Annotated in this window: 25 protein-coding genes; 20 read left to right on the top strand and 5 right to left on the bottom strand. The window is 61.0% G+C overall.

The window, feature by feature from the left end; all coding sequences use genetic code 11:
- Positions 1 to 25 precede the first annotated feature (25 nt).
- The 4 genes from AC19YS_RS24175 (at position 26) to AC19YS_RS24160 (ending at position 6,025) form a co-directional block, all read left to right on the top strand.
- Complete coding sequence (locus AC19YS_RS24175) at positions 26 to 364, top strand: hypothetical protein (protein ID WP_214248260.1); 339 nt, start codon at positions 26 to 28, stop codon at positions 362 to 364.
- A 96-nt stretch (positions 365 to 460) separates the two neighbouring features.
- Positions 461 to 1,699: a TolC family protein gene (locus tag AC19YS_RS24170; RefSeq protein WP_500602784.1), complete on the top strand. Its 1,239-nt coding sequence runs from the start codon at positions 461 to 463 to the stop codon at positions 1,697 to 1,699.
- A complete protein-coding gene (locus AC19YS_RS24165) occupies positions 1,692 to 2,918 on the top strand; it encodes an efflux RND transporter periplasmic adaptor subunit (protein ID WP_500602783.1) in 1,227 nt (408 codons plus the stop codon). Before AC19YS_RS24170 ends, AC19YS_RS24165 begins: the two co-directional genes overlap by 8 nt.
- Positions 2,915 to 6,025, top strand: coding sequence for an efflux RND transporter permease subunit (locus tag AC19YS_RS24160; RefSeq protein ID WP_500602782.1), 3,111 nt, complete (start codon positions 2,915 to 2,917; stop codon positions 6,023 to 6,025). Before AC19YS_RS24165 ends, AC19YS_RS24160 begins: the two co-directional genes overlap by 4 nt.
- Before the next feature lie 149 nt (positions 6,026 to 6,174).
- On the opposite strand, the gene AC19YS_RS24155 is transcribed toward AC19YS_RS24160, so the two are convergent.
- Positions 6,175 to 7,083 (bottom strand): MurR/RpiR family transcriptional regulator, encoded by a 909-nt coding sequence (locus AC19YS_RS24155; RefSeq protein ID WP_106580294.1) that lies wholly within the window; start codon positions 7,081 to 7,083, stop codon positions 6,175 to 6,177.
- A gap of 83 nt (positions 7,084 to 7,166) precedes the next feature.
- A complete protein-coding gene (locus AC19YS_RS24150; protein WP_146151475.1) occupies positions 7,167 to 7,370 on the bottom strand; it encodes a hypothetical protein in 204 nt (67 codons plus the stop codon).
- On the opposite strand from AC19YS_RS24150, the gene AC19YS_RS24145 reads away from it, so the two are divergent.
- The 15 genes from AC19YS_RS24145 to AC19YS_RS24075 all read left to right on the top strand — a co-directional run bounded on the left by AC19YS_RS24145 (position 7,369) and on the right by AC19YS_RS24075 (position 24,180).
- Complete coding sequence (locus AC19YS_RS24145) at positions 7,369 to 9,306, top strand: bifunctional 5-dehydro-2-deoxygluconokinase/5-dehydro-2-deoxyphosphogluconate aldolase (protein WP_500602780.1); 1,938 nt, start codon at positions 7,369 to 7,371, stop codon at positions 9,304 to 9,306. The genes AC19YS_RS24150 and AC19YS_RS24145 overlap by 2 nt on opposite strands.
- A 143-nt stretch (positions 9,307 to 9,449) precedes the next feature.
- On the top strand, positions 9,450 to 10,337 hold the full coding sequence (gene iolE, locus AC19YS_RS24140; RefSeq protein ID WP_106580292.1) for a myo-inosose-2 dehydratase: 888 nt from the start codon (positions 9,450 to 9,452) through the stop codon (positions 10,335 to 10,337).
- Positions 10,338 to 10,340: 3 nt separating this feature from the next.
- Positions 10,341 to 11,129 (top strand): 5-deoxy-glucuronate isomerase, encoded by a 789-nt coding sequence (gene iolB, locus AC19YS_RS24135; RefSeq protein WP_119741667.1) that lies wholly within the window; start codon positions 10,341 to 10,343, stop codon positions 11,127 to 11,129.
- A 25-nt stretch (positions 11,130 to 11,154) separates the two neighbouring features.
- A complete protein-coding gene (locus tag AC19YS_RS24130) occupies positions 11,155 to 11,976 on the top strand; it encodes a TIM barrel protein (RefSeq protein WP_500602779.1) in 822 nt (273 codons plus the stop codon).
- Positions 11,977 to 12,125: 149 nt separating this feature from the next.
- The gene (iolD, locus tag AC19YS_RS24125) at positions 12,126 to 14,057 is read left to right on the top strand and encodes a 3D-(3,5/4)-trihydroxycyclohexane-1,2-dione acylhydrolase (decyclizing) (RefSeq protein WP_169366496.1); all 1,932 of its coding nucleotides are present in this window, start codon (positions 12,126 to 12,128) and stop codon (positions 14,055 to 14,057) included.
- A gap of 19 nt (positions 14,058 to 14,076) precedes the next feature.
- Positions 14,077 to 15,087 carry a bifunctional inositol 2-dehydrogenase/D-chiro-inositol 1-dehydrogenase gene (gene iolG, locus AC19YS_RS24120; RefSeq protein WP_200625533.1) on the top strand — a complete coding sequence of 337 codons (1,011 nt, stop codon included), beginning with the start codon at positions 14,077 to 14,079 and terminating at the stop codon, positions 15,085 to 15,087.
- Positions 15,088 to 15,232: 145 nt separating this feature from the next.
- Complete coding sequence (locus AC19YS_RS24115; protein ID WP_119741675.1) at positions 15,233 to 16,093, top strand: sugar phosphate isomerase/epimerase family protein; 861 nt, start codon at positions 15,233 to 15,235, stop codon at positions 16,091 to 16,093.
- Between the two features lie 142 nt (positions 16,094 to 16,235).
- On the top strand, positions 16,236 to 17,264 hold the full coding sequence (locus AC19YS_RS24110) for a Gfo/Idh/MocA family protein (protein WP_500602777.1): 1,029 nt from the start codon (positions 16,236 to 16,238) through the stop codon (positions 17,262 to 17,264).
- A gap of 128 nt (positions 17,265 to 17,392) precedes the next feature.
- The gene (locus AC19YS_RS24105; protein ID WP_119741679.1) at positions 17,393 to 17,575 is read left to right on the top strand and encodes a hypothetical protein; all 183 of its coding nucleotides are present in this window, start codon (positions 17,393 to 17,395) and stop codon (positions 17,573 to 17,575) included.
- 48 nt (positions 17,576 to 17,623) lie between these two features.
- Entirely contained in the window at positions 17,624 to 18,559 is a 936-nt protein-coding gene (locus tag AC19YS_RS24100; protein WP_169366499.1) for a sugar ABC transporter substrate-binding protein, read from the top strand.
- Between the two features lie 63 nt (positions 18,560 to 18,622).
- Positions 18,623 to 20,176, top strand: coding sequence for a sugar ABC transporter ATP-binding protein (locus AC19YS_RS24095; protein WP_500602776.1), 1,554 nt, complete (start codon positions 18,623 to 18,625; stop codon positions 20,174 to 20,176).
- 58 nt (positions 20,177 to 20,234) lie between these two features.
- A complete protein-coding gene (locus AC19YS_RS24090; protein WP_026013640.1) occupies positions 20,235 to 21,257 on the top strand; it encodes an ABC transporter permease in 1,023 nt (340 codons plus the stop codon).
- Positions 21,258 to 21,679: 422 nt separating this feature from the next.
- Entirely contained in the window at positions 21,680 to 22,084 is a 405-nt protein-coding gene (locus AC19YS_RS24085; RefSeq protein WP_010564800.1) for a TraR/DksA family transcriptional regulator, read from the top strand.
- 397 nt (positions 22,085 to 22,481) lie between these two features.
- The gene (locus AC19YS_RS24080) at positions 22,482 to 23,861 is read left to right on the top strand and encodes a methyl-accepting chemotaxis protein (protein WP_500602798.1); all 1,380 of its coding nucleotides are present in this window, start codon (positions 22,482 to 22,484) and stop codon (positions 23,859 to 23,861) included.
- Positions 23,862 to 23,976: 115 nt separating this feature from the next.
- On the top strand, positions 23,977 to 24,180 hold the full coding sequence (locus AC19YS_RS24075; protein WP_106580279.1) for a hypothetical protein: 204 nt from the start codon (positions 23,977 to 23,979) through the stop codon (positions 24,178 to 24,180).
- Positions 24,181 to 24,186: 6 nt separating this feature from the next.
- On the opposite strand, the gene AC19YS_RS24070 is transcribed toward AC19YS_RS24075, so the two are convergent.
- From AC19YS_RS24070 to AC19YS_RS24060, 3 genes are all read right to left on the bottom strand, one after another.
- Positions 24,187 to 24,423 (bottom strand): DUF2789 domain-containing protein, encoded by a 237-nt coding sequence (locus AC19YS_RS24070; protein ID WP_106580278.1) that lies wholly within the window; start codon positions 24,421 to 24,423, stop codon positions 24,187 to 24,189.
- A 71-nt stretch (positions 24,424 to 24,494) separates the two neighbouring features.
- Positions 24,495 to 24,725: a hypothetical protein gene (locus tag AC19YS_RS24065; RefSeq protein WP_119741687.1), complete on the bottom strand. Its 231-nt coding sequence runs from the start codon at positions 24,723 to 24,725 to the stop codon at positions 24,495 to 24,497.
- 110 nt (positions 24,726 to 24,835) lie between these two features.
- Positions 24,836 to 25,111, bottom strand: a complete 276-nt coding sequence (locus AC19YS_RS24060) for a hypothetical protein (RefSeq protein ID WP_448199345.1) — start codon at positions 25,109 to 25,111, stop codon at positions 24,836 to 24,838.
- A gap of 409 nt (positions 25,112 to 25,520) precedes the next feature.
- Between AC19YS_RS24060 and AC19YS_RS24055 the strand changes: the two genes are divergently transcribed.
- A complete protein-coding gene (locus AC19YS_RS24055; protein WP_177410138.1) occupies positions 25,521 to 25,970 on the top strand; it encodes a hypothetical protein in 450 nt (149 codons plus the stop codon).
- The last annotated feature ends 15 nt before the right edge of the window (positions 25,971 to 25,985 follow it).

Raw genomic sequence — 25,985 nt, 5'->3', positions numbered from 1 at the left:
CCGCGCTTGGCTAGACTCGCGCCCCATGAGCCGTCTTCTGCGTTTAATCCTGGTCATGCTGTTAAGCCTCACGCTTCCCCTGACCGGGATGGCGGGTGTGCCGTCGAGCACCGAGCCGTGCCCGATGAAAATGTCCGACATGCAGATGATGTCGGACATGGCCCCGGACTGCTGCCAGGACGCTGCCAACCCTGGCAAAGCCTGCAAACCGGGGCAGGAGTGCAAGACCGGCGGCCTGCTGCAACTGTCGATGCCGGTGCTCAAGGCACCCCTGACCCTGGCCCATCCGCTGACGGCCAGCCTCACTTCTGATTTCATCCCCGACCGCACGCCGTCCGGCGTCTGGCGCCCACCCCGTTACTGATTTCTGTTGAACCTCAAGCTTCATCCCGTATTCGGGATGGCCTTGCTGTGGGCCGCGTAAAGCGGCACGCAGTGCAACAGATCAGGAATCTTGACGATGAATTCCCTCTACAGACGCGCCCTGGTGGTGGGCGTGCTGACATGGCCGGCGCTTGCCTCTGCGTTGACCCTGGATGACGCCCTGCGCCTGGCGCAGAACAACGCGCCGTCCCTGAGCGCCGAATCGGCCAGGCTGCAAGCGGCAACGCAAGCCGCCATCCCGGCCGGTGAACTGCCCGACCCGAAACTGCTGGTAGGCCTGCAGAATTTTCCCGTCGGCGGGCCCAATCGCGGCACCTTGTATGGCGACGACATGACCGATCAGATGGTCGGCCTCCAGCAACAGGTGCCCAGCCGCGACAAGCGCAAGGCCCGAGTTGAGCTGGCGGATGCCACGGTGCAGCGCACGGCGGCCGAAGGGCAAATCGAGCGCCTCAACGTGCGCCAGGCCACGGCGCAGGCGTGGATTCGCGCCTACGCGGTGGAGCGCAAGCAGGCCTTGTTCGCGGACTTCTACGAAAACAATCGCCTGCTGCAAGACAGTGTGCGGGCGCAATTGGCCGGTGGCCGCGGGCAGGCCGCCGATACGGTGATCCCCCGACAGGAAGCCGCCGAGCTGGCCGAGCGCGAAGACGAATTGACCCAACAGCGCACCCAGGCCCGCGCCGCCCTCAAGCGCTGGATCGGCGCAGCCGCCAACGAAGCACCCAGCGGGCAATTGCCCAACTGGCACATCGACAACCGCGGCTACAGCCACAACCTGCATCAGCATCCCGAGTTGCAAGCCTTCGTGCCGCGCACGCGCGAAGCCCAAGCGCGCTTGCAGGAAGCCAAGGCGCAGAAAACGTCGGATTGGAGTTGGGAGGTGGACTACCAGCACCGCGGCCGTGAATACGGCGACATGGTCAGCCTGCAATTGAGCGTTGATCTGCCGATCTTCCCCAGTCGCCGCCAGAACCCGGGCATTGCCGCCAGGCTGGCCGAACTCGATCAACTGGATGCCGAACGCGAAGCTGCCACCCGTGAACATACCCAGAGGCTGGATGACGACCTGGCGGTTTACCAGCGCCTGGACCGCGCCGTGCAACGCAGTCAGGACAGCCTCGTGCCGCTGGCCGAAGAGAAGGTCGCCCTGAGCCTGGCCGGTTATCGCGCGGGCAAAGGCGATTTGATCAGCGTGGTCAGCGCCCGCCGGGAACTGGTTCAAGCCCGTTTCAAACAGATCGATGCCATCGAACAGCGTGCCCTGGTCGGCGCGCAGCTGTACTTCGCCTACGGGGAGCCCACGCATGAATAATCGAATCGCAGCCGCGGTGTTGTTGCTCGGCCTGGGTGCGGGCTACGGATTGGCGCAGTTGCACCCCGCAACTTTGGCGCCTGTCAGCGACGACAAGCACGCGTTGTACTGGTACGACCCGATGTACCCGCAGCAGAAGTTCGACAAGCCCGGCAAGTCGCCTTTCATGGACATGCAATTGGTGCCGCGCTACGCCGAGGGCGCCGCAGCGGATACCCCAACGCTGCAGATCGATCCGCGCCAGGCTCAGACCATCGGCGTGCGCCTTGCCACAGTCACCCGTGGCGTGATGACGTCCTCGCTGGATGTGTCGGGCATTCTGGCCTTCAACGAGCGTGATGTGGCAGTGGTGCAGGCCCGGGCCGGTGGTTTCGTCGAGCGTGTGTATGCGCGAGCGCCAGGTGATGTGCTCAAGGCCGGCGCGCCGTTGGTAGACATCCTGGTGCCCGAGTGGGCCGCCGCCCAGGAAGAGTTCCTCGCGCTGCGTCGCAGCGCTGACAGTGGCCTGTTGGCGGCCGCCCGCCAGCGTCTGCGCCTGAGTGGCATGCCTGCCGGGCTGATCTCGCAGATGGAGCGCAGTGGCCGGGTGCAATCAGTGATGACCGTCACCACGCCCTTGAGCGGCGCGCTGCAGACCCTGGAGGTGCGCGACGGCATGACCGTGGTAGCCGGGCAAACCCTGGCGCGGGTCAATGGCCTGGAGCAGGTGTGGTTGCAGGTCGCCGTGCCGCAGGCGCAAGGCGCGGCGTTAGCCGTGGGGCAACGCGTGGTGGCGCACTTTGCCGGTTTGCCGGGCGAGGCCATCAACGGCACCCTCAGTGCGATCTTGCCGGCCAACGCCCTGGACAGTCGCACCGTGCAGGTTCGCGTCGAACTGCCCAACCGCGACGGCAGCTTGCGCCCTGGCATGACCGCCCAGGTGCGCCTGGCGCAAACCAGCGGGCAAGCGGTGTTGCAGGTGCCCAGCGAAGCCCTGATTCGCACCGGCAAGCGTGTGCTGGTGATGCTGGCCGAGGAGGGCGGGCATTATCGACCGCTGGAAGTCGAGGTGGGGGCCGAGAACCAGGACCAGACCGTAATCCGCAGTGGCTTGCAGGAAGGTCAGCAGGTGGTCGCGTCCGGGCAATTTCTGCTGGACTCTGAAGCCAGTTTACGCGGGTTAATAGCGCCAGCGTCCGACACGTCTGAAATGAGCATGCAACCGGGAGCCCGGCCATGATCGCGCTTTTGATTCGCTGGTCGGTGGCCAACCGGTTTCTGGTGTTGCTCGCCACACTGTTCATCACCGCATGGGGCGTTTGGGCGCTGCAGAACACGCCGGTCGACGCATTGCCGGACCTTTCGGATGTGCAGGTGATCATCCGCACGCCGTACCCGGGCCAGGCGCCGCAGATCGTGGAAAACCAGGTCACTTACCCGATGACCACCACCATGCTCTCGGTGCCGGGCGCCAGGACCGTGCGTGGCTTTTCTTTCTTTGGCGACAGCTACGTGTACGTGCTGTTCGACGAAGGCACCGACCTGTATTGGGCGCGGTCGCGGGTGTTGGAATACCTCAGCCAATTGCAGGCACGGCTGCCGGCGTCGGCCAAGCCGTCGCTGGGGCCGGACGCCACCGGCGTTGGCTGGATCTACCAATACGCGCTGGTTGACCGCACCGGCCAGCACGACTTGGCGCAATTGCGCGCCTTGCAGGATTGGTTCCTCAAATTCGAGCTCAAGACCCTGCCGAATGTGGCAGAGGTGGCGACCATTGGCGGCCAGGTCAAGCAATACCAGGTGCAGCTTGACCCGCAGGCCATGGCCAGTCGCGGCATCACCCAGGCCCAAGTGGCGGACGCTGTCGGCAAGGCCAACCAGGAAACCGGTGGCTCGGTGCTGAACCTGGGTGAATCCGAATACATGGTGCGCGCGTCCGGTTACCTGAAAACGCTCAATGATTTTCGCGCCATTCCACTGCGTCTCGACCGCAACAATGTGCCGGTGACCCTCGGCGATGTGGCCACGATTCAACTCGGCCCGGACCTGCGTCGGGGTATCAGTGAACTCGACGGCGCAGGCGAGGCGGTCGGCGGCGTGGTGATCCTGCGCAGCGGTAAAAATGCGCGTGAGGCCATTGCTGCGGTGAAAACCAAGCTGGAGCAGTTGAAAAGCAGCCTGCCGCCTGGCGTAGAGATCGTCACCACCTACGACCGCAGCACACTGATCGACCGCGCCGTGGATAACCTCAGCCACAAACTGCTCGAGGAATTCCTGGTGGTGGCGCTGGTGTGCGGGATATTCCTGTGGCACCTGCGCTCCTCGCTGGTAGCGATCATCTCGTTGCCGGTGGGCGTGTTGATCGCGTTTATCGTCATGCGCTTCCAAGGGATCAACGCCAACATCATGTCCCTGGGCGGTATCGCGATAGCCATCGGCGCGATGGTGGATGCGGCCGTGGTGATGATCGAAAACGCCCACAAGAAAATCGAAGCCTGGCACCACGCCAATCCCGGACGCGATCTCAAAGGTGAGGAGCATTGGACGGTGATGACGCAGGCGGCGGTAGAAGTCGGGCCGGCGCTGTTTTTCTGCCTGCTGATCATCACCCTGTCGTTTATTCCGGTGTTTACCTTGCAAGCCCAGGAAGGGCGGCTGTTCGGCCCGCTGGCCTACACCAAGACCTACGCCATGGCGGCGGCGGCCGGGTTATCGGTGACGTTGATCCCGGTATTGATGGGCTACTGGATTCGCGGGCGCATCCCCGACGAGCAGCGCAACCCGCTCAATCGCGGGTTGATCAAGCTCTATCAACCGGCCCTCGAAGCGGTGCTGCGCTGGCCGCGCGCGACCTTGCTGGTGGCGCTGCTGATGGTCGCCAGCGTGGTGTGGCCGCTGTCGAAGCTGGGCGGCGAGTTTTTGCCGCCGCTGGATGAGGGGGACTTGCTCTACATGCCTTCGGCGCTGCCGGGGCTGTCGACGCAGACGGCGGGCGAACTGCTGCAACGCACCGATCGCCTGATCAAAAGCGTGCCGGAAGTCGCCCATGTGTTCGGCAAGGCCGGCCGCGCCGAAACCGCCACCGACCCGGCGCCGCTGGAGATGTTCGAGACCACTGTCGAGTTCAAGCCCCGGAACCAATGGCGCGCCGGTATGACCCCGCAACAGTTGGTGAAAGAGCTGGACCGCGTGGTGCAGGTGCCAGGCTTGACCAATATCTGGATTGCGCCGATTCGCAACCGCATCGACATGCTCGCCACCGGGGTAAAAAGCCCGATTGGCGTGAAGGTGGCAGGTTCCAGCCTGATGCAGATCGATGCCGTGACCCAGGCTGTCGAGAAGGTCGCCAAAGGTGTGCCGGGGGTGAGTTCGGCGCTGGCTGAAAGGCTGACCGGCGGGCGCTACATCGACGTGGACATCGACCGTGGGGCCGCCGCGCAGTACGGGCTGAACATTGCCGATGTGCAGTCGATCGTGTCAGGGGCGATTGGCGGCGAAACCATTGGCGAGACCGTGGAAGGCCTGGCGCGTTTCCCCATCAGCCTGCGGTATCCGCGGGAATGGCGCGACTCGGTAACGGCCTTGGAAACCCTGCCGATCTACACGCCGCAAGGCAGTCAGATCACGCTTGGCACGGTGGCCAGGCTCAAGATCAGTGACGGGCCGCCAATGCTCAAAAGTGAAAACGCGCGGCCTTCCGGCTGGGTCTACATCGACGTGCGCGACCGTGACCTGGCGTCGGTGGTGAAGGATCTGCGTGAGGCGATCAACCGGCAAGTGCAGTTGCAGCCGGGCATGAGCCTCAGTTATTCGGGGCAGTTCGAATTTCTTGAACGCGCCAATCAACGTCTGAAACTGGTCGTGCCGGCGACTGTGCTGATCATTTTTGTGCTGCTCTACCTGACCTTCCGTCGTACGGATGAGGCCCTGTTGATTCTCGGGACGTTGCCGTTCGCACTGACCGGCGGCGTATGGTTGCTGTACGGGCTGGGCTTCAACCTGTCGGTGGCCACGGGCGTGGGCTTTATCGCGTTGGCGGGCGTGTCGGCGGAGTTCGGCGTGATCATGCTGCTCTACCTGAAAAACGCCTGGGCCGAGCGCAAGGACGGTGACCTGCTGGCAGCCATCACCGAAGGCGCCGTACTGCGAGTGCGCCCCAAAGCCATGACCGTGGCGGTCATCATTGCCGGCTTGCTCCCGATTCTATTGGGCGACGGCACTGGCAGCGAAGTCATGAGCCGCATCGCCGCGCCAATGATCGGCGGCATGCTCACCGCGCCGTTGCTCTCCCTGTTCGTCATCCCCGCGGCGTACCACCTGATGCGCCGTTGCAAAGCCAAACACTAACCAAACGATAGGAACTGGCTTTATGTGGGGGTGGGCTTGCTCGCGAAAGCGGTGTGTCAGTCAACCTACCTGATACTGACACACCGTATTCGCGGCAAGCCCGCTCCCACACAAGCCGGCGCCCACAGGAAACCTGCAGTGCCAGAAGATCAGTCGTCGAACCCCACCTGTTCATGAATCTCATCGACCTTCAACTCCAACCGATACGCCACCGCAATAAACAATGCCTGGCACAGGCACAAGGTGGCGCTCAGCGAGCGAAACGCAAACGACGACCCCTCATTCACCAACAGCACCGCATTCGCCCGCTTGGCCAGGGGCGACAGGTTGCTGTCGGTGATGATCAAGGTCTTGGCCTGATGATGCTGGGCAATACGCAGGCAGTGCTGAGTTTCTTTGCCATAGGGCGTAAAGCTGATGGCGATCACCAGGTCATTGGCACGCACGCTACGCATCTGCTCGCGGTAACTGCCGCCCAAACCGGAAATCAAGTGAATGCGCTTGTTGGTGTGCTGCAGGTTGTAGACCAGGTAATCGGCGACCGCGAAGGAGCGACGCACGCCGACCACGTAGATATTGTCGGCATTGACTACCAGGTCCACGGCTTTCTCGAAGGCCACATCATCAAGTTCCAGCCCCAGGCGTTCGATGCCGGAGAGGGTGGCGTTCACGCATTCGCGCGCCAGGTCGCCGCCACTGGCCTTCTGCGACTTGTTGGCGATCATGCTGCGGATGCGTTGCTGGTAGTTCTGCACCGGCGTGGTCTTGTGGGTGTAGGCCTCGCGAAACAGCGCCTGCATCTCACTGAAACCACTGAAACCGAACCGCTGGGAGAACCGCACGATGGCCGAGGGGTGCACTTCGCACTCGCGGGCGATGTCGCTGATGCGGTCGACCATGATCCGGTCGCTTTGCTGGCTCATGTAGCTGGCGATGCGTTTGAGCTGGCGTGGCAGGCTTTCGTATTCGTCTGTGATCAGCTGCAACAGGCGCTCGGCATTGATCGGAGGGCTGGCAATAGTCTCTTCCAGGGTGGTCTCGGGATCGGTGCGGGACATGGGCAATCCTTCTGGCGTGTTCTTCTGATGCGCTGATGGGTGGGCGCAAGTCTACAGGGTAGGCGCAAAAAAATACCCCGGCATCACGGCAGCCGTGGCCTGCTGAAACGATGCAGGAGGGCTGGCAGGCCATTATGCTGGCTTATTGGAAAAAATATTCCACTAAAAATAATTATGGAATAAATATTGATTGCGGCCGCCGGACGTTCTAGTCTGCTTTCACCAAGAGCGTGTGCCGCCACCACGGCGGCACCACGCAGGCTGATAAAAATAACAGGAGCCAGCATGGGCCAGACTCGTTTTGCCAGTGGGCGTCAATTGGATCTGATTTGCCTCGGACGCCTGGGCGTCGACCTTTACGCACAGCAAGTGGGTGCGCGACTTGAGGACGTGTCCAGCTTCGCCAAGTACCTCGGCGGGTCCTCCGCCAATATCGCCTTTGGCACCGCGCGGCTGGGGCTCAAGTCGGCGATGTTGAGCCGGGTCGGCGACGATCACATGGGCCGCTTCCTGGTGGAATCCCTGGCCCGCGAAGGCTGCGATGTCAGCGGTATCAAGGTCGACCCGGAACGCCTGACCGCGCTGGTGCTGCTGGGCCTCAAGGACCGCGAAACCTTCCCGCTGGTGTTCTACCGCGAAAACTGCGCCGACATGGCCCTGCGCGCGGAAGACATCAGCGAGGCCTTTATTGCCTCCAGCAAAGCCTTGTTGATCACCGGCACGCATTTCTCCACCGATGGCGTGTACAAGGCCAGCCTCCAGGCCCTGGACTACGCGGCCAAGCACAACGTCAAGCGCGTGCTCGATATCGACTACCGTCCGGTGCTGTGGGGCCTGGCGGGCAAGGCCGACGGCGAGACCCGGTTTGTCGCCGACCAGAACGTCAGCCAGCACGTACAGAAAATTTTGCCGCGCTTTGACCTGATCGTCGGCACCGAAGAAGAGTTTCTGATCGCTGGCGGCAGTGAAGATTTGCTCACCGCGCTGCGCACCGTGCGTGAATTGACCCCGGCCACCCTGGTGGTCAAGCTCGGCCCGCAGGGCTGCACGGTGATCCACGGCGCGATCCCCGCGCGGCTGGAAGACGGCGCCATCTACCCCGGCGTGCGCGTTGAGGTGCTCAATGTGCTGGGCGCCGGCGATGCGTTCATGTCGGGCTTCCTCAGCGGCTGGATCAACGATGCCAGCGACGAGCGTTGCAGCCAGTTGGCCAACGCCTGTGGCGGCCTGGTGGTGTCCCGCCACGCCTGCGCGCCGGCCATGCCCACGCCTGCCGAGCTGGATTACCTGTTCAACAGCCCGGTGCCCATCACCCGGCCAGATCAAGACGTCACCTTGCAGCGTCTGCACCGCGTCACGGTGCCGCGCAAAGCCTGGAAGCAGCTGTTCGTGTTTGCCTTCGACCATCGCTGGCAACTGGTGGACCTGGCGCAAAAAGGCGGCCAGGCCCCAACCCGCATCAGCGACATCAAGCAGCTGTTTATCCAGGCCATCGAACGCGTCGAAGCCAAACTGCGCGAGCAGGGCGTCGACGCCGACGTGGGCCTGTTGGCCGACCAGCGTTTCGGCCAGGACGCACTCAACGCCGCCAGCGGTCGCGGCTGGTGGATCGCGCGCCCGGTGGAAGTGCAGAACTCGCGGCCGCTGGCGTTTGAACACGGGCGCTCGGTGGGCAGCAACCTGATTGCCTGGCCCCAGGAGCAAATCATCAAGTGCCTGGTGCAATATCACCCCGACGATGAGCCGCTGCTGCGCCTGGAACAGGAAGCGCAGCTCAAGGCGGTGTACGAGGCTTCGCTGGTCAGCGGCCATGAGCTGCTGCTGGAAGTCATCCCGCCCAAGGATCACCCGTCCACCTATCCCGACGTGCTCTATCGCAGCCTCAAGCGCCTGTACAACCTGGGCATCTACCCGGCATGGTGGAAGATCGAGGCGCAGTCGGCCGAAGACTGGAAAAAACTCGACGAACTGATCCAGGAGCGCGACCCGTACTGCCGTGGCGTGGTGCTGCTGGGCCTGAACGCTTCGGCCGAATGCCTCGCCGACGGCTTCCAGCAAGCAAGCCAAAGCAGCACCTGCCGTGGGTTCGCGGTGGGCCGCACGATCTTCCAGGAACCCAGCCGCGCGTGGATGGCGGGGGAGATTGATGATGAAACGCTGATCCAACAGGTGCAACACACCTTCGAACAGCTCATCAATGCCTGGCGCAGCGCTAGAAGTTAAACACGGTCAAATGTGGGAGCTGGCTGGCCTGCGATGCAGACAACTCGGTCTATCAGCTACACCGGGCTGATGCCATCGCAGGCAAGCCAGCTCCCACATAAAGCAGATCTCATGCAACTTTGAAAACAATAAAAGGTGCAGCCATGCCCGCAATCCGAATTGGCATCAACCCGATCTCCTGGAGCAACGACGACCTGCCGGCCCTGGGCGGTGAAACGCCCTTGAGCACCGCGCTGAGCGAAGGCAAGGAAATCGGCTACGAAGGTTTTGAACTCAACGGCAAATTCCCCAAGGACGCCCAAGGCGTCGGCGACGTGCTGCGCCCCTATGACCTGGCGCTGGTGTCCGGCTGGTATTCCAGCCGCCTGGCACGGCGTTCGGTGGCGGAAGAAATCGAGGCCATCGCCGGCCACGTCGAGCTGCTCAAACTCAACGGCGCCAAGGTGCTGGTCTACGGCGAAGTCGCCGATTCGATTCAGGGCGCCAGGGTGCGCCTGATCGAACGTCCGCGTTTTCACAGCGAACACGCCTGGCAGGCCTACGCTGACAAACTCACCGAGCTGGCGCGTTTCACCCTGTCCCAGGGCGTGCGCCTGGCCTACCACCACCACATGGGCGCCTACGTCGAATCCCCCGAAGACATTGACCAGTTGATGCGCCGCACCGGCCCGGAAGTCGGCCTGCTGTTCGATTCGGGCCACTGCTACATGGGCGGCGGCGAGCCCGTCGAGGTGCTGCGCAAACACATCGAGCGCGTCTGCCACGTGCATTTCAAGGACGTGCGCAAACCGGTGGTGCAACTGGCGCGCAACCAGATGTGGAGCTTTCCCGACTGCATCGTCAACGGCACCTTCACCGTGCCCGGCGACGGCGATATCGACTTTGCCGAGTTGCTCGACGTGCTGTTGGCGGCCAAGTACGAGGGCTGGCTGGTGGTGGAAGCCGAGCAGGACCCGGCCGTGGCGCCCAGCTATATCTACGCGAAAAAGGGCTACGACACGTTGCGCACGCTTCTCAGCGAGAGGACTTAAGTGATGAGCTTGTTGGTCAAAAGCAGCAAACGCGGGCAAACCATGGTTGCCCTGGAAGAAGGGCGCCTGGAGTACGTGGGCTTTGCCGCCTACCGCCTGAGCCTGGGTGAAACCCTGCCGGTCACCGCCGGCGATAAAGAGCTATGCCTGGTTCTGCTCAGCGGCCGGGTGAATATCGAGGGCGAAGGTTTCAACTGGCAGAACCTCGGTGATCGCCACTCGGTCTTTGAAGACAAATCACCCTTCGCCGCCTACCTGCCGCCCGGCACCGATGCGCAGGTGACCGCGTTGAGCGATGTGCAAATTGCCGTGTGCGCTGCACCCGGTGCCACAGGTTTTGAACCGCGCCTGATTCGTCCTGAACAGTGCAAGCGCAGCGTGCGCGGCAAGGGCGCCAACACCCGGTATGTGTGCGACATCCTGCCCGACAGCGAGCCGGCCCATTCGCTGCTGGTGGTGGAAGTGCGCACGCCTTCCGGGCACTCGTCCAGCTACCCGCCGCACAAGCACGACACCGATGACCTGCCGCACCAAAGTTTTCTCGAAGAGACCTACTACCACCAGATCAACCCGCCCCAGGGCTTCGTGTTCCAGCGCGTGTACACCGACGATCGCAGCATCGACCAGGCCATGGCCGTGGAAAACAGCGACCTGGTGGTGGTGCCCAAGGGGTATCACCCGGTCAGTGTGCCGTATGGCTACGAGTCGTATTACTTGAACGTGATGGCCGGCCCCAAGCGCGCCTGGCATTTCCATAACGACCCGCAGCACAGCTGGCTGCTGGACCTCTGACTGGTTTGAACGGAGAACAACAACAATGAAGTCGCCGCTACGTTTTGCCCTTAACCGCATGGTCGCGCCCGACCTTTCCCTGCCGGATTTCATCCAGTTGGCGGCGGCCCTCAAGTGCGATGCCATCGAGATTCGCAACGACCTCAAAGGTCATGAAATCGAATACGGCACCCCGGCCAGCCGCGTGCGTGAGCTGTGCGCGGTGCAAGGCATCACGGTGCTGTCGATCAACGCGCTGTACCCGTTTGACGTGTGGAATGACGAGCGCCGTGCCCAGGCGCTCACACTCGCCACCTATGCGCGTGAATGCGGTGCGCAAGGCCTGGTGATGTGCCCGCTGAACGAGCGCGGCGATACCCGCAATGCAGCCCAGCGCACGGCCGGTTTGCGCACGGCGTTGAGCGAGTTGGCGCCGATCCTACGCGAGTACGGGATTCTCGGTTTCATCGAACCACTGGGTTTTGAAGAATGCGCGCTGCGCCGCAAGCGTTTGGCCGTGGATGCGATCCAGGCGATTGGCGGCCTGGATGTGTTCCGGCTGGTGCATGACACCTTTCACCATCACTTGGCTGGCGAACAGGAATTCTTCCCGCAGCTGACCGGCCTGGTGCATATCTCCGGCGTCGAGGATCGCGACGCGCCGCTCAATGCCATCCGCGACGGCCACCGCGTGCTGGTGGGCGAGGGCGATATCCTCGGCAATGCGGCGCAGATCGACACCTTGCTCAGCACCGGCTACGGCGGTTATCTGTCGTTCGAGCCGTTTGCGGAAAGCGTGCATGCGTTGGCGGATATTCAGCAGGCAATCGGGGCAAGCATCGCCCACCTGCAAAACCCTCGAACCTGACAGGGGCCAAACTGTGGGAGCGGGCTTGCTCGCGAATGCGGTGGATCAGTAAATGAATCGGGTGACTGACACACCGCATTCGCGAGCAAGCCCGCTCCCACATTGGTTCACTGTTGATCGACAGATTTGCATTCATACAAGGTGCGAACATGACCACAACAAGATTGACCATGGCCCAGGCCCTGGTGAAGTTTCTGGATAACCAGTACATCGAAGTCGATGGCGTGCAGAGCAAGTTTGTTGCCGGGGTTTTTACCATTTTCGGCCACGGCAACGTGCTGGGGCTGGGCCAGGCGCTGGAGCAGGACAGCGGCGATCTGGTGGTGCATCAGGGCCGCAATGAGCAAGGCATGGCCCACGCCGCCATCGGGTTTGCCAAGCAGCACCTGCGCCGCAAGATTTACGCGTGCACCTCGTCGGTGGGGCCGGGGGCGGCGAATATGATTACCGCCGCCGCAACCGCCACGGCCAACCGTATTCCGTTGCTGCTGTTGCCCGGCGATGTCTATGCCAGCCGCCAGCCTGACCCGGTGCTGCAGCAGATCGAGCAGTTTCACGATTTGAGCATCAGCACCAACGATGCCTTCCGCTCGGTGAGTAAATACTGGGACCGCATCAACCGCCCCGAGCAGCTGATGACCGCTGCGATCCATGCAATGCGCGTGCTCACTGACCCCGCGCAAACCGGCGCCGTTACTTTGGCCCTGCCGCAGGATGTACAGGCTGAAGCCTGGGATTATCCCGACTACTTCCTGCAAAAACGTGTGCACCGTATCGAACGCCGTCCGCCGACTGAAGCGATGATCGGCGATGCGTTGGCTGCCTTTCGAGGCAAGCGCAAACCGCTGATCGTCTGCGGCGGCGGGGTCAAATACGCCGGTGCGAATGCCGCGCTGCAAGCGTTTGCCGAACGCTTTGACATCCCCTTCGCCGAAACCCAGGCTGGCAAGAGCGCGGTGGTGTCCAGCCATCCGCTGAACCTGGGCGGTCTCGGCGAAACCGGCTGCCTGGCGGCGAACCTGCTGGCCCCGGAAGCGGACCTGATCATCGGTATCGGCACGCGCTACACCGACTTCACCACCTCGTCGAAGTCACTGTTCAAGCACCCCGAAGTGACGTTTCTCAACCTCAATATCAGTCCGTGCGATGCCCTGAAACTGGACGGCGTGCAACTGCTGGCGGACGCCAGGGTGGGCCTGGAGGCGTTGGCGGATGCCTTGGGTGACTACCGTTCCGACTGGGCGGATCAGCCGCGCGACGCCAAGGCGCAGCTGGACGCCGAGGTGGATCGCATCTACCAGGCCGACTACCAGACGGACAATTTCGTCCCGGAAATCAACGACCACATGGACCCGGCCGTGCTGCGCGAGTTTATCGAGCTGACCGGTTCCTGCCTGACCCAAAGCCGCGTGCTCGGCGTGCTCAACGAAACCCTGGCCGACGACGCCATCATCGTCGCCGCCGCCGGCAGCCTGCCGGGCGACTTGCAGCGCAGCTGGCGCAGCAAGGGCGTGAACACCTACCACGTCGAGTATGGCTATTCGTGCATGGGCTACGAGGTCAACGCGGCCCTGGGCGTGAAGCTGGCCGAGCCGGCGCGCGAGGTGTATGCGCTGGTGGGTGACGGCTCCTACATGATGCTGCACTCGGAGCTGGCCACCTCGATTCAGGAGCGGCGCAAGATCAACGTGGTGCTGCTCGACAACATGACCTTCGGCTGCATCAACAACCTGCAGATGGAACACGGCATGGACAGCTTCGGCACCGAGTTCCGCTTTCGCAACCCGCAGACGGGCAAGCTCGACGGCGGTTTTGTGCCGGTGGATTTCGCCATGAGTGCGGCGGCCTACGGCTGCAAGACCTACAAGGTCAGCACGGTGGAGCAGTTGCAGGCGGCGTTGGCCGATGCGCGTACTCAAACGGTGTCGACGCTGATCGATATCAAGGTTCTGCCCAAGACCATGATCCACAAATACCTGTCGTGGTGGCGGGTGGGTGTGGCGCAGGTCTCGACCAGCGCGCGCACTGACGCGGTGGCCAAACAACTCAATGAACGCCTGGCCAAGGCCCGGCAGTACTAATAACAAGAGGAGTGTTTGTATGTCTTTGAAGTTGGGTGTTATCGGTACGGGCGCCATTGGCCGGGACCATATCCGTCGGTGCAGCCAGACCTTGCTCAATAGCCAGGTGGTGGCGGTGACCGACATCAACCTTGAGCAAGCCGCCAAGGTCGTCGCTGATTTGAAGCTGACCGCCGAGGTGTACGCGGACGGCCATGCGTTGATCAACTCGCCGCAGGTCGAGGCAATTCTCGTGACTTCCTGGGGGCCGAGCCACGAAGAATTCGTGCTTGCTGCCATCGCCGCCGGCAAGCCGGTATTCTGCGAAAAACCTCTGGCGGTGACGGCCGAAGGCTGCCGCAAGATCGTCGATGCCGAAGTCGCCTTCGGCAAGCGCCTGGTACAGGTAGGCTTCATGCGCCCGTACGACGAAGGTTATCGCGCCCTCAAGGCGGTCATCGACAGCGGCCAGATCGGCGAGCCTTTGATGCTGCACTGCGCGCACCGCAACCCGACGGTGGGCGAAAACTACAAGACCGACATGGCGATCACCGACACCTTGATCCATGAACTCGACGTGTTGCGTTGGCTGCTCAACGACGACTACGTGTCAGTGCAAGTGGTGTTCCCGCGCAAATCGAGCAAGGCGTTGGCCCACTTGCGCGACCCGCAGATTGTGCTGCTGGAAACCGCCAAGGGCACGCGCATCGATGTGGAAGTGTTCGTGAACTGCCAGTACGGCTACGACATTCAGTGCGAAGTGGTGGGTGAGACCGGTATTGCCAAACTGCCTGAGCCTTCGCAGGTGCAACTGCGCAGCGAGGCCAAGCTGTCGAATGCGATTTTGATGGATTGGAAGGACCGGTTCATCGGCGCCTACGACGTCGAATTGCAGGCCTTCATCGACAGCGTACGCGCCGGGCAAGTGGGTGGGCCGTCGGCGTGGGATGGGTTTGCGGCAGCGGTGGCGGCGGATGCGTGCATTGAGGCGCAGCGCAGTGAGCAGATCGTGAAAGTCGGCCTGCCAGAGCGTCCACATTTTTACGGCTAAGGCCAAATCTACATTTGAAATGCATTAAATGTGGGAGCGGGCTTGCCCGCGAATGCGGTGTATCAGTAAGCGAATCAGGTGACTGACCCACCGCATTCGCGAGCAAGCCCGCTCCCACATAAAGCAAATCCGGGAGCCTCTGAACATGCGTATCGCCTTAGACCCCTACATGTACCGCCATCTGCCCCTTGGCCAGATGGTCGACAAGGCCGCGGAGCTGGGCTACCAGCACATCGAGCTGTCGCCCCGCGAAGACTTCCTGCCGTTCTACAAAGCCGCTCGCGTTGACCGTGCGCGCATCAAGGAATTTCGCAAGGCCTTGAGCGACGCCGGTGTGCACCTGTCATCCCTGCTGCCGATGTACCACTGGGCCGCGGCCGACGAAGGCCTGCGCGTCGCCGCCGTGCGCAACTGGAAGCGTGCGATCCAGATCGCCGTGGAAATGGACTGCGAGCTGGTCAACACCGAGTTCACCGGCCAGTCCGACAACCCGCTGGTGTGCGAAAACCAGTTCATGCGCTCCATGGATGAGCTGATCCCGGAGTTCGAGCGCGAAGGCATCAAGCTGGATATCCAGGCGCATCCGTATGACTTCTGTGAGCGCAACAACGAATCGGTGGACATCATTCGCGGCCTCGACCGCGACTGGATCAACTACCTCTACGCCGCGCCGCACACCTTCTTTTATGACGACGGCAAAGGCGATATCGCCTCGATGCTCAAGTACGCCGGTTCCAAGCTCAGCCACTTGATCATTGCCGACACCTATAACCACCGCGCGTCGTCGAACCTGCGCTACATCGTCAACCCGCCGGGCGTTACTGCCACCGTGCATCAGCACCTGGACATCGGTCAGGGCGAGGTCAACTGGGAGGCGTTTTTCGGCACCTTGCGCGAGATCAAGTTCGACGGCATCGCTACGGTTTCGGTGTTTGCCTGGGAAGACCGGCCGGATGAGTCCAACCGGATGATGCTGGAGCGGGTGACCCGCGAGCTGTGCCAATAAGAAATCGATCATTCCAAGGTGGGAGCTGGCTCGCCTGCGATAGCGGTGTTTCAGTGATGGGTTCATTGACTGACACACTGCTTTGGCAGGCAAGCCAGCTCCCACACTTGATTGGGTTTCCAGTTCCAGAAGGAGTGTATGTATGCGAATCGGACTAGTTGGCTACGGCCATGGCGGCCGCTTCTTTCACGCGCCGTTGATTGCAACGCTGCCCGGCGCAACGTTTGTCGGCGTGGTGACGCGTTCCCCGGAGCGCCGCCAGCAACTGGCGACCGATCACCCAGGCCTCAAGGCCTACGACTCCATCGGCCAGATCGTCGAGGCCGGCGTTGATGCCCTGGTGATTTCCACCACCCTCAAAGGCCGCCCGGCCTTGGTATTGGAAGCCATCGAACACGGCGTCGCCGTGGTCAGCGACAAACCCTTCGCCAGCAATGCCGAACAGGCCCAGGCACTGATCACCGCTGCCGAACGCCAGGGCGTGTTGCTCAGCGTCTACCAGAACCGGCGCTGGGATTCGGATTTCCTGACCTTGCGCAAACTGATCGACACCGGCGCGCTGGGCGAGATCACCCGGTTTGAATCGTGTGTGGAGCGCTACAACCCGCAATCGGTAGGCAATGCCAGCGGCGGCGGCTGGCTGCGTGACCTCGGCAGCCACCTGGTGGACCAGGCACTGCAACTGTTCGGCCCGGTGGATCGGGTGTTCGCGCAATTACACTTCAGCGCGGAATACCCGACGCTGGACCACGGTTTTTTCGTTTCCCTGAGCCACGCCAACGGCGTGATTTCCCACCTGTCGGGCAGTGCGCTGCAGAACAGCCAGGCCCCGCGTTTTCGCGTCAGCGGCACCCTGGGGTGTTACACCGTGGACGGGCTTGATGGCCAGGAAGAAGCGCTGATGGCGGGCAAGACGCCGAAAACCGAAGGCGAGCACTGGGGCGCTGAAGAGCACCGACGCTGGGGCTGGTTTGAGCAAGGCGCGGAGCGCGAGCGTGTGCCATCGGAGAAAGGCTGCTGGACGCAGTTCTATCGCCAGTTGCACAGTGCCGTGCAAGGGCAGGGAGCGCTGCCGGTCAACGCCTATGACGCACTGGAAACCACCCGTATATTGGACGCCGCACGCCTTAGCAGCGAGCGCCAGCAGGTGGTTTCAACAAAAATAGAATAAAATTCTAAAACAGGTTGATATGGAAATTATTTTCCAATAAAGTCTTTTCCAGGTTGCAAAAAGTGCGCTTCGGGCTTGATCCAGGCGACTCAACAAAAACAAGATCAAAAACAACCAGGTACCGTCAGATGAAAATCTTCAACGCTGTACTGCGAGTTTTACGCCCTGCCCAGCAAGCGCCACGCGGTCTGCCCCGCGCCCGGCCGTTTTATTTCTCCTTCCTCAATGTGCTGTGCGTCGAAAACAAAGACGCCCTGGTGTGCTGCATTCCGGGAGCACCGATCGTGCGGCTGCCGACTTCCTCGCTCTGAAAAACGCAACGTCCACAAAACCAACAAGAAATTGGAGACAGACCGTTCATGAAGACCCCGATCCGTTTCACCGCGCTGGCCTTGTCCATGCTGCTTGCCAGCGGCTTTGCCTCGGCTGCCGATATCAAAGTAGGCGTGAGCATGTCCGCCTTCGACGATACCTTTCTGACTTACCTGCGCGAGGACATGGACAAGCAAGCCAAGTCCTACCCCAAGGGCGACGGTGTACAGCTGCAGTTTGAAGACGCCCGCGCCGATGTGGTCAAGCAACTGAGCCAGGTCGAGAACTTCATCAGCCAGAAAGTCGACGCGATCATCGTCAACCCGGTGGATACCGCGTCGACCAAGAACATCATCAGTGCGGCGACCAAGGCGGGCATTCCGCTGGTGTTCGTCAACCGCCGGCCCGATCAGAAAGACTTGCCTAAAGATGTGGTGGCCGTGACCTCTGACGACGTCGAGGCCGGTCGCCTGCAAATGCAGTACATCGCCGACAAACTCGGTGGCAAAGGCAAGATTGTGATCCTGTTGGGCGACTTGGCCAACAACTCCACCACCAACCGCACCAAAGGCGTGAAAGAGGTCTTGGCCAAGTACCCCGGCATCACCATCGAACAGGAACAGACCGGTACCTGGCTGCGTGACCGCGGCATGACGCTGGTCAACGACTGGCTGACCCAGGGCCGCGAATTCAATGCGGTGCTGGCCAACAACGATGAGATGGCCATCGGCGCCTCCATGGCGCTGAAGTCGGCGGGCACCAAACCGGGCAGCGTGTTGATCGCCGGGGTCGACGGCACGCCGGACGGCTTGAACGCGATTACCAAGGGCGACATGGCCGCGTCAGCGTTCCAGGACGCGAAAGGACAGGCCGTCGGCTCGGTCGAAGCGGCGCGCAAGATGGCCAGGCACGAGCCGGTCGAGCAGAACGTGATTATTCCGTTCAAGCTGATCACGCCGGACAACGTCAAAGACTTCAAGTAGCCCTTCATAACAACAATAAGCGAGCAGGGCGGCCACGGTCGTCCTGCTGATGGAGTACCCGATATGCTTGCTCAAGCGGTTGTCTCGCAGCCTCCCGGTATCCGGCCCCTGGCGCCGGAAGAACCCTACCTGCTGGAAATCCTCAACATCAGCAAAGGCTTTCCCGGCGTCGTGGCCCTGGCCGATGTGCAACTGCGCGTTCGCCCTGGCTCGGTGCTGGCGCTGATGGGCGAGAACGGTGCAGGCAAGTCGACGCTGATGAAGATTATCGCCGGCATTTACCAGCCCGACGCCGGTGAAATACGTCTGCGCGGCAAGCCGATCGTGTTTGAAACGCCACTGGCGGCACAAAAGGCCGGGATCGCGATGATCCACCAGGAACTCAACCTGATGCCGCACATGAGCATCGCCGAAAACATCTGGATTGGCCGCGAGCAGCTCAACAGCCTGCACATGGTCAACCACCGTGAAATGCACCGTTGCACCGCCGAGTTGCTGGCGCGTTTGCGCATCAACCTGGACCCTGAAGAACACGTCGGCAACCTGAGCATTGCCGAACGGCAGATGGTCGAGATTGCCAAGGCGGTGTCCTACGACTCCGACATCCTGATCATGGATGAACCGACGTCGGCCATTACCGAAAAGGAAGTGGCGCACCTGTTTTCGATCATTGCCGACCTCAAGTCCCAGGGCAAAGGTATCGTCTATATCACGCATAAAATGAACGAAGTGTTCGCCATCGCTGATGAAGTCGCGGTGTTTCGCGACGGTCATTACATTGGCCTGCAGCGCGCCGACAGCATGAACAGCGACAGCCTGATCTCGATGATGGTCGGCCGTGAACTGAGCCAGTTGTTTCCGGTGCGTGAGACGCCCATCGGCGAGCTGCTGCTGTCGGTGCGCGACTTGCGCCTGGATGGCGTGTTCAAGGGGGTGTCATTCGACCTGCACGCCGGGGAGATCCTCGGCATCGCCGGGTTGATGGGCTCGGGCCGCACCAACGTGGCGGAGACGATTTTCGGCATTACCCCAAGCTCTGGCGGGCAGATCACCCTTGACGGCAAGCCGGTGCGCATCAGCGACCCGCACATGGCCATCGAGAAAGGCTTTGCGCTGTTGACCGAGGACCGCAAGCTCAGCGGCCTGTTCCCGTGCCTGTCGGTGCTGGAAAACATGGAAATGGCGGTGCTGCCGCATTACTCGGGCAACGGTTTTATCCAGCAAAAGGCGTTGCGCGCGTTGTGTGAAGACATGTGCAAGAAGCTGCGGGTGAAAACCCCGTCTCTGGAGCAGTGCATCGACACCTTGTCCGGCGGTAACCAGCAAAAGGCCTTGCTGGCGCGCTGGCTGATGACCAACCCGCGCCTGCTGATTCTTGATGAGCCCACCCGTGGCATCGACGTCGGCGCCAAGGCCGAGATTTATCGCTTGATCTCTTTTCTCGCCAGCGAAGGCATGGCGGTGATCATGATTTCGTCCGAGCTGCCTGAAGTGCTGGGCATGAGCGACCGGGTGATGGTGATGCACGAGGGCGACCTGATGGGCACCCTGGACCGTGCGGAGGCGACGCAGGAAAAAGTCATGCAGCTGGCTTCCGGTATGACCGTAGTCCACTGACGAACAGCAGCGCAGGCCTGCGGTTGGCCTGTGCCACAGAACAAGAAGGTGATTGGCTATGAACGCAATAACAGACAACAAGCCTGCCACGGCACCGGTCAAGCACCGCAGGCGCTTGCCCACCGAGCTGAGCATCTTCCTGGTGCTGATCGGCATCGGGTTGGTGTTTGAACTGTTCGGTTGGATCGTGCGCGACCAGAGTTTTCTGATGAACTCCCAGCGTCTGGTGCTGATGATCCTGCAAGTGTCGATCATCGGCCTGCTGGCGATTGGCGTGACGCAGGTGATCATCACCACGGGCATCGACTTGTCCTCAGGCTCGGTGCTGGCGCTGTCGGCGATGATTGCCGCCAGCCTGGCGCAAACTTCGGATTTTTCTCGCGCGGTGTTTCCCAGCCTGACGGACTTGCCGGTGTGGATACCGGTGGCGATGGGCTTGGGGGTTGGGCTGCTTGCAGGGGCGATCAACGGCAGCATTATTGCCGTCACGGGGATCCCGCCATTTATCGCGACCCTGGGCATGATGGTCTCGGCCCGCGGCCTGGCGCGTTACTACACCGAAGGCCAGCCGGTGAGCATGCTGTCGGATTCGTACACGGCGATCGGCCATGGCGCGATGCCGGTGATCATCTTTCTGGTGGTGGCGGTGATCTTCCATATCGCGCTGCGCTACACCAAGTACGGCAAGTACACCTACGCCATCGGCGGCAATATGCAGGCGGCGCGCACGTCGGGGATCAACGTCAAACGCCATTTGATCATCGTCTACAGCATCGCCGGGTTGCTCGCGGGCCTGGCTGGCGTCGTCGCCTCGGCACGTGCCGCGACCGGCCAGGCCGGCATGGGCATGTCCTATGAGCTGGATGCGATTGCCGCAGCGGTGATCGGCGGCACCAGCCTGGCGGGCGGGGTGGGGCGCATCACTGGCACCGTGATCGGCGCGTTGATCCTGGGCGTGATGGCCAGCGGGTTTACCTTTGTCGGCGTGGACGCGTACATCCAGGACATCATCAAGGGACTGATCATCGTGATCGCGGTGGTGATCGACCAGTACCGCAATAAGCGCAAGCTCAAACGATAAATGAATTAAGGCTTGGCGCGGAACCCAATGTGGGAGCGGGCTTGCTCGCGAATGCGGTGTATCAGTGCCAGATGTATTGACTGACACTCGGCATTCGCGAGCAAGCCCGCTCCCACATTTGAACCTTCTCCAGCCAGTTTCAACCGTCTGTCTTCTATATAGCTCCACAACACTGAATTTCTTGCTATAAACGCACTCCGATGACCATTCGCCAAGCCCGTCCTGGTGCCTTTGGGGGTTAATTGGGAAAAAATGCCTGTCTTTTCAGTTGCTGAGCCCTCAAGTCGGCCTTAGACTGCCGCCCCTCGTAAATTGAGTGCCGGGTGGCGCTTGAAATGGACGGCGCCTTTCCGAGGCCTGCAGAGGTCTGCCGGAACGCTCCCTTATTCGCCTTAATGCACGTATTTTTTATAGAGAAATCAATGACAAAGGAAAAGTTGCTGGCCATGCCGGCGGATGACTACATGAATGCCGAACAGCACGCTTTTTTCGAGCAGCTGCTGCAAGACATGAAAGTGGAACACCACGAGCGCATTGAACAGAACCGTATCGCCATCGAAAGCCTGGATACCCCGGCTGACCCGGCTGACGCGGCTTCCGTTGAAGAAGAGCGCACCTGGCTGGTCAATGCCATCGATCGCGACCAGCGCATGCTGCCGCAGCTTGAGCGTGCACTGGAACGCATCAAGGAAGACTCCTTTGGCTGGTGCGACGACAGCGGCGAGCCTATTGGCCTCAAGCGCCTGTTGATCAGCCCGACCACCAAGTACTGCATCGAAGCGCAAGAGCGCCACGAGCAGATCGACAAGCATCAGCGTCAAGCCTGATGTGCTGAAGTTGGGCGCTGCTGATGCGGCGCTCAAGAGCAATACCGGTTACGCCCCTGTCTATTGATCTGCTGCAAGCTTCCCATTAACGGCCCATGGATAATGGCCCGATAGTGGCGTTTAATGCAGAAACAATAACGACAAGCAGTGGGGTAACGACGATGGCTGGGGACGGATCTCTGATGGGCGCAGCAGTGCCCGTGCACACGCGGGTGCGCGCGTGCCCGGCTGGCTGACGCCGCTCTTGCAGAGCACCGCCCTGGTGCTGGTTCTGCTGGGCCTGGCGTTGGCTGGCTTGCCGCTGTACCTGTGCCTGCCGCTGGCCTTGCTGGTGATATGGCTGCCCACCCTTAAAAGTCGAACGCACCGCGTGCCGCCTGCCCCAGTCGCCGATACGATGGGCGAACTGACTCGCGATCTTTCCTACACCACCAGCCATAACGCGCTGTCTGCTGCCGGCGTGGCCTATTCGGTCAAGCAATTGGCGGCCCGTTTGCAATCGCAGTTGAGCGCAGCCAGGCAAATCGTCAGCAGCGCCGAAGTCATGATCGGCACTGAGCAGGTCACCTCCCAACTCAGCCGTCAAGCCTTGGGTGCGGCCAGCCAGGCGCATCAGCACAGTACGCAGGGCCGTGAAGTGCTGGCCGAGTCAATCACGCGCATGCGCCAGCTCAGCCAGCGTGCCGACGCCAGTCGCCAGTTGATTGAAGCCTTGAGCCTGCGCAGTGAAGAAATCCAGCGCGTCACGCTGGTGATCCAATCGATCGCCAGCCAGACCAACCTGCTCGCCTTGAACGCGGCCATTGAAGCGGCGCGAGCCGGTGAGCATGGGCGCGGATTTGCCGTGGTTGCCGATGAAGTGCGCGGCCTGGCTGGGCGTACTGCCACGGCGACCGATGAGGTTGGAGTGATGGTCGCCGATATCCAGCAACGCACGGCGCAAGTGGTGGAGCAGATTCGACAGTTGTCGGCGGACCTGCACACGGGCGTTGAACAGGTGGAACACGCCGGCGAACAACTGGAGAGCATCGCCAGCCTGGCGGCGGACGTGGAAGGGCAGGTGAATGAAATTGCGCAGGGCACCGATACCAACCGCGCGCAACTCGACAGCCTGTTCCATGCGGTGGAGCAGATGCGCAGCGATCTGACCGTGAGCGACCAGCAAACCCGCCAACTGGCCGACGCCGCCGTGCAAATGGAAGGGCAAGCCGAAACCATCAGTGAGCGCTTGGCAGAAGTCGGCCTGGATGACTATCACCAGCGCATCTACGATTTGGCCCGCGAGGGCGCACACCGCATCGCCGAGCAGTTCGAAGCCGATGTATTGCAAAACCGCATCAGCCTGCAGGACTTGTTTGACCGCAGTTACACGCCCATCCCGAATACCAGCCCGAGCAAGTACCACACACGTTTTGACCGTTACACCGATCAGGTTTTGCCGGCGATCCAGGAAGCGCTGCTGCCGCGTCATGAGGGATTGGTGTTCGCCATTGCTTGCACGCCTCAGGGTTATGTACCGACACACAACAAGGCGTTTTCCCACCCGCTCACCGGCGACGCCCACGTCGATGCTGTGCAGAACCGCACCAAGCGCAAGTTCGAAGACCGTACCGGCATCCGCTGTGGCAGCCATCAACAGGCAGTGCTGTTGCAGACCTATACCCGCGATACCGGCGAGTTGATGCACGACTTGTCGGTGCCGATCATGGTCAACGGGCGGCATTGGGGCGGGTTGCGGCTGGGCTATAAACCGGAGGCGGCGAAGCCGGCGCGCTAGCGATTGTTGCTGTTTGTGCAATGGAGCTATTCCGGGGATAGCTTTTTCCAGCTGGAAAAAAACCGTAGCATGGCCGACATTGTTAGGTAGCTAACTAATGTGGCGGAGAAGCTCCATGCAAAACAAAGTCGATGTAGCCGTGATGATCGGCAGTGGTGTGCCCGAAACCCTGCGCTCGCTGGGTCAGAAAGCCTGCTGGGTTGTGCTGCTCAATGGCGAGCAACGCGGCACGGCGTTCGCCAGCCGCGAAGAAGCGCAGGAGTGCAGGGCTGCCTGGGAGGCGTTATTACGCCTGGAGCAATCCGACAGCCTGCATTGAGGCTAGTTAGTGGGGTTGATGCAGGCGCTGGTTCAGTTCGTCCACGGGGATAGCCCATTCGGCGTCCTCACGCAGTTCTTCTTTCAGAAACGCCGCTTGTTGCGGCGTCCAGAAAGGCGCATCGATCAGCTTAACGTCTTCAGCCAGCGGGTGCGCATCGATGAATGCGTCGATTGCCTCCGGGGTTGAATCCAGGCCCAATTGTTCAAACAGCGTTTCGAGAGTAGGGATTGGCGCGTCCATAGTGTTCTCCATGCAAGGTGATGGTCGTTGTGCATATGAGGCGCAGGAGGCGGCAGAGTTCTATCGGATTGTCAGGAATTGAGTGCACCTGAATCCACGGCGGATTTAAGTGCCTTGGCGGCATCTTTTGCCGCCGTTGCAGCGGCATCGACAGTTTTGAACCAACGATCTTTTTCTACCTGGTGTGTTGTGACCGTGGTCAGCGGTGGTTTGGCCCGCATGATGATCACCGCTTGAAACTCACCGTCAACTTCCCTCGCATCGCCATGGATGAAAAATTCGCCAATATCAAATTCCGTCACGTATAGCCTTCCCTTCAAGGTAACTGCACTGATAAAACCTGACCCAATAGGGGCAAACTTCAATGGACGGGCCAGTATGGCAGTTGTTGAGGGGCGGCGGCGCAGTAAACTCATCCAGATGACGAAACGATTCCCGGGTGAAAGGTCAGCGGGTTGGCTTCGAGCTTTTTGGCCAATTCGCAGGCCCGGATGTGGTTGCTGCGAAAGCCTCTGATCCTGCCGCTGGTTACTTCCAGAATATGAAAGAAATCGCGGCCCGCCGGTACAACTTGGTAAAGAACGGAATTGGAGTACCCGTCGGGGGTGTCCAGGCAGTAGTATTGACGCTCGTCTGGACATGATGAACGAGTGCGGGAAGACGTAGCATTGAGTTGACGTGTGTGCATGGCCGGCTCCTGTCGGTCGATCTTGTTTGACTTGCCCGCAGCGTTTTCAGGTGGTTTTGACCCGCGTTGCTGTTTTAGTATTGTCGTCCACAGCGTTGGCCTGGTTCCATGGCCAGGTATTTTGTGATGTGTAAGCTGTCGGAAACTGCGTTTTTAATTGGGTTATTCTCTGAAGCTGATCGGCCTGTATTCTCAGGTCCTTGAACCTGTGATTTCCTGTGGCGCCTGATGACCTGCATAAGGTCCATCGCGCATCTGTGTACTAGTCTTACAGCGCAGCAGCGGGTTCTCTTCAGTTTTTTAATGAATGTTTGATCGAGCCGTTACGGCCGTTTTTTTGTGCTGTCCGCTGCGGCGGTCCGTGCTTTTTTGATGTGGGGGCGTTTCCTTGGTAGTCAGTAATCTGGATATGCACGCGTTATTCGTGCTGGGTGATTTGCGCGCAAAGTTGGTCAAGCAGTTTCAATCCCGTTTTGTTTACATCACCGAACAGACGCCGGAAGGCATCTACATTGCCGAAATCGACACCGAAGCGGCGATGGTGGTGGATGACAAGCCGCGCCTGGAGCTCAAGGTCGGCGACCATTTTCGCGCGGCGGTGCTGCCGAGCCGTGAAGGCGGCAAATTCGAATTGAAGTTCCGCGATATCAAGTTGACGGTGTATGGCCTGGGCGATTACGCCTTTGTTTCTTCAGCCGAAGGCCAGGGCATCGTATTCAAGGAAGGCCACAGCGTAATGCTGGTGTTTGCCGCTCACGAACAACTGCAGGAAAACCTCACCAAAACGCTCAAGGCCGTGACCGGCAAGGCCGCCAAGTGGCGCAAGGGTGAACTGGTGACCTTCAAGGCCAGTGAGTAGTCGATAAACCTCGCG

This window comes from Pseudomonas sp. MF08831 (assembly GCF_059862645.1).
The sequence above is the reverse complement of the archived record's forward strand: the minus strand, read 5'-3'. Positions and strand labels throughout refer to the sequence as shown.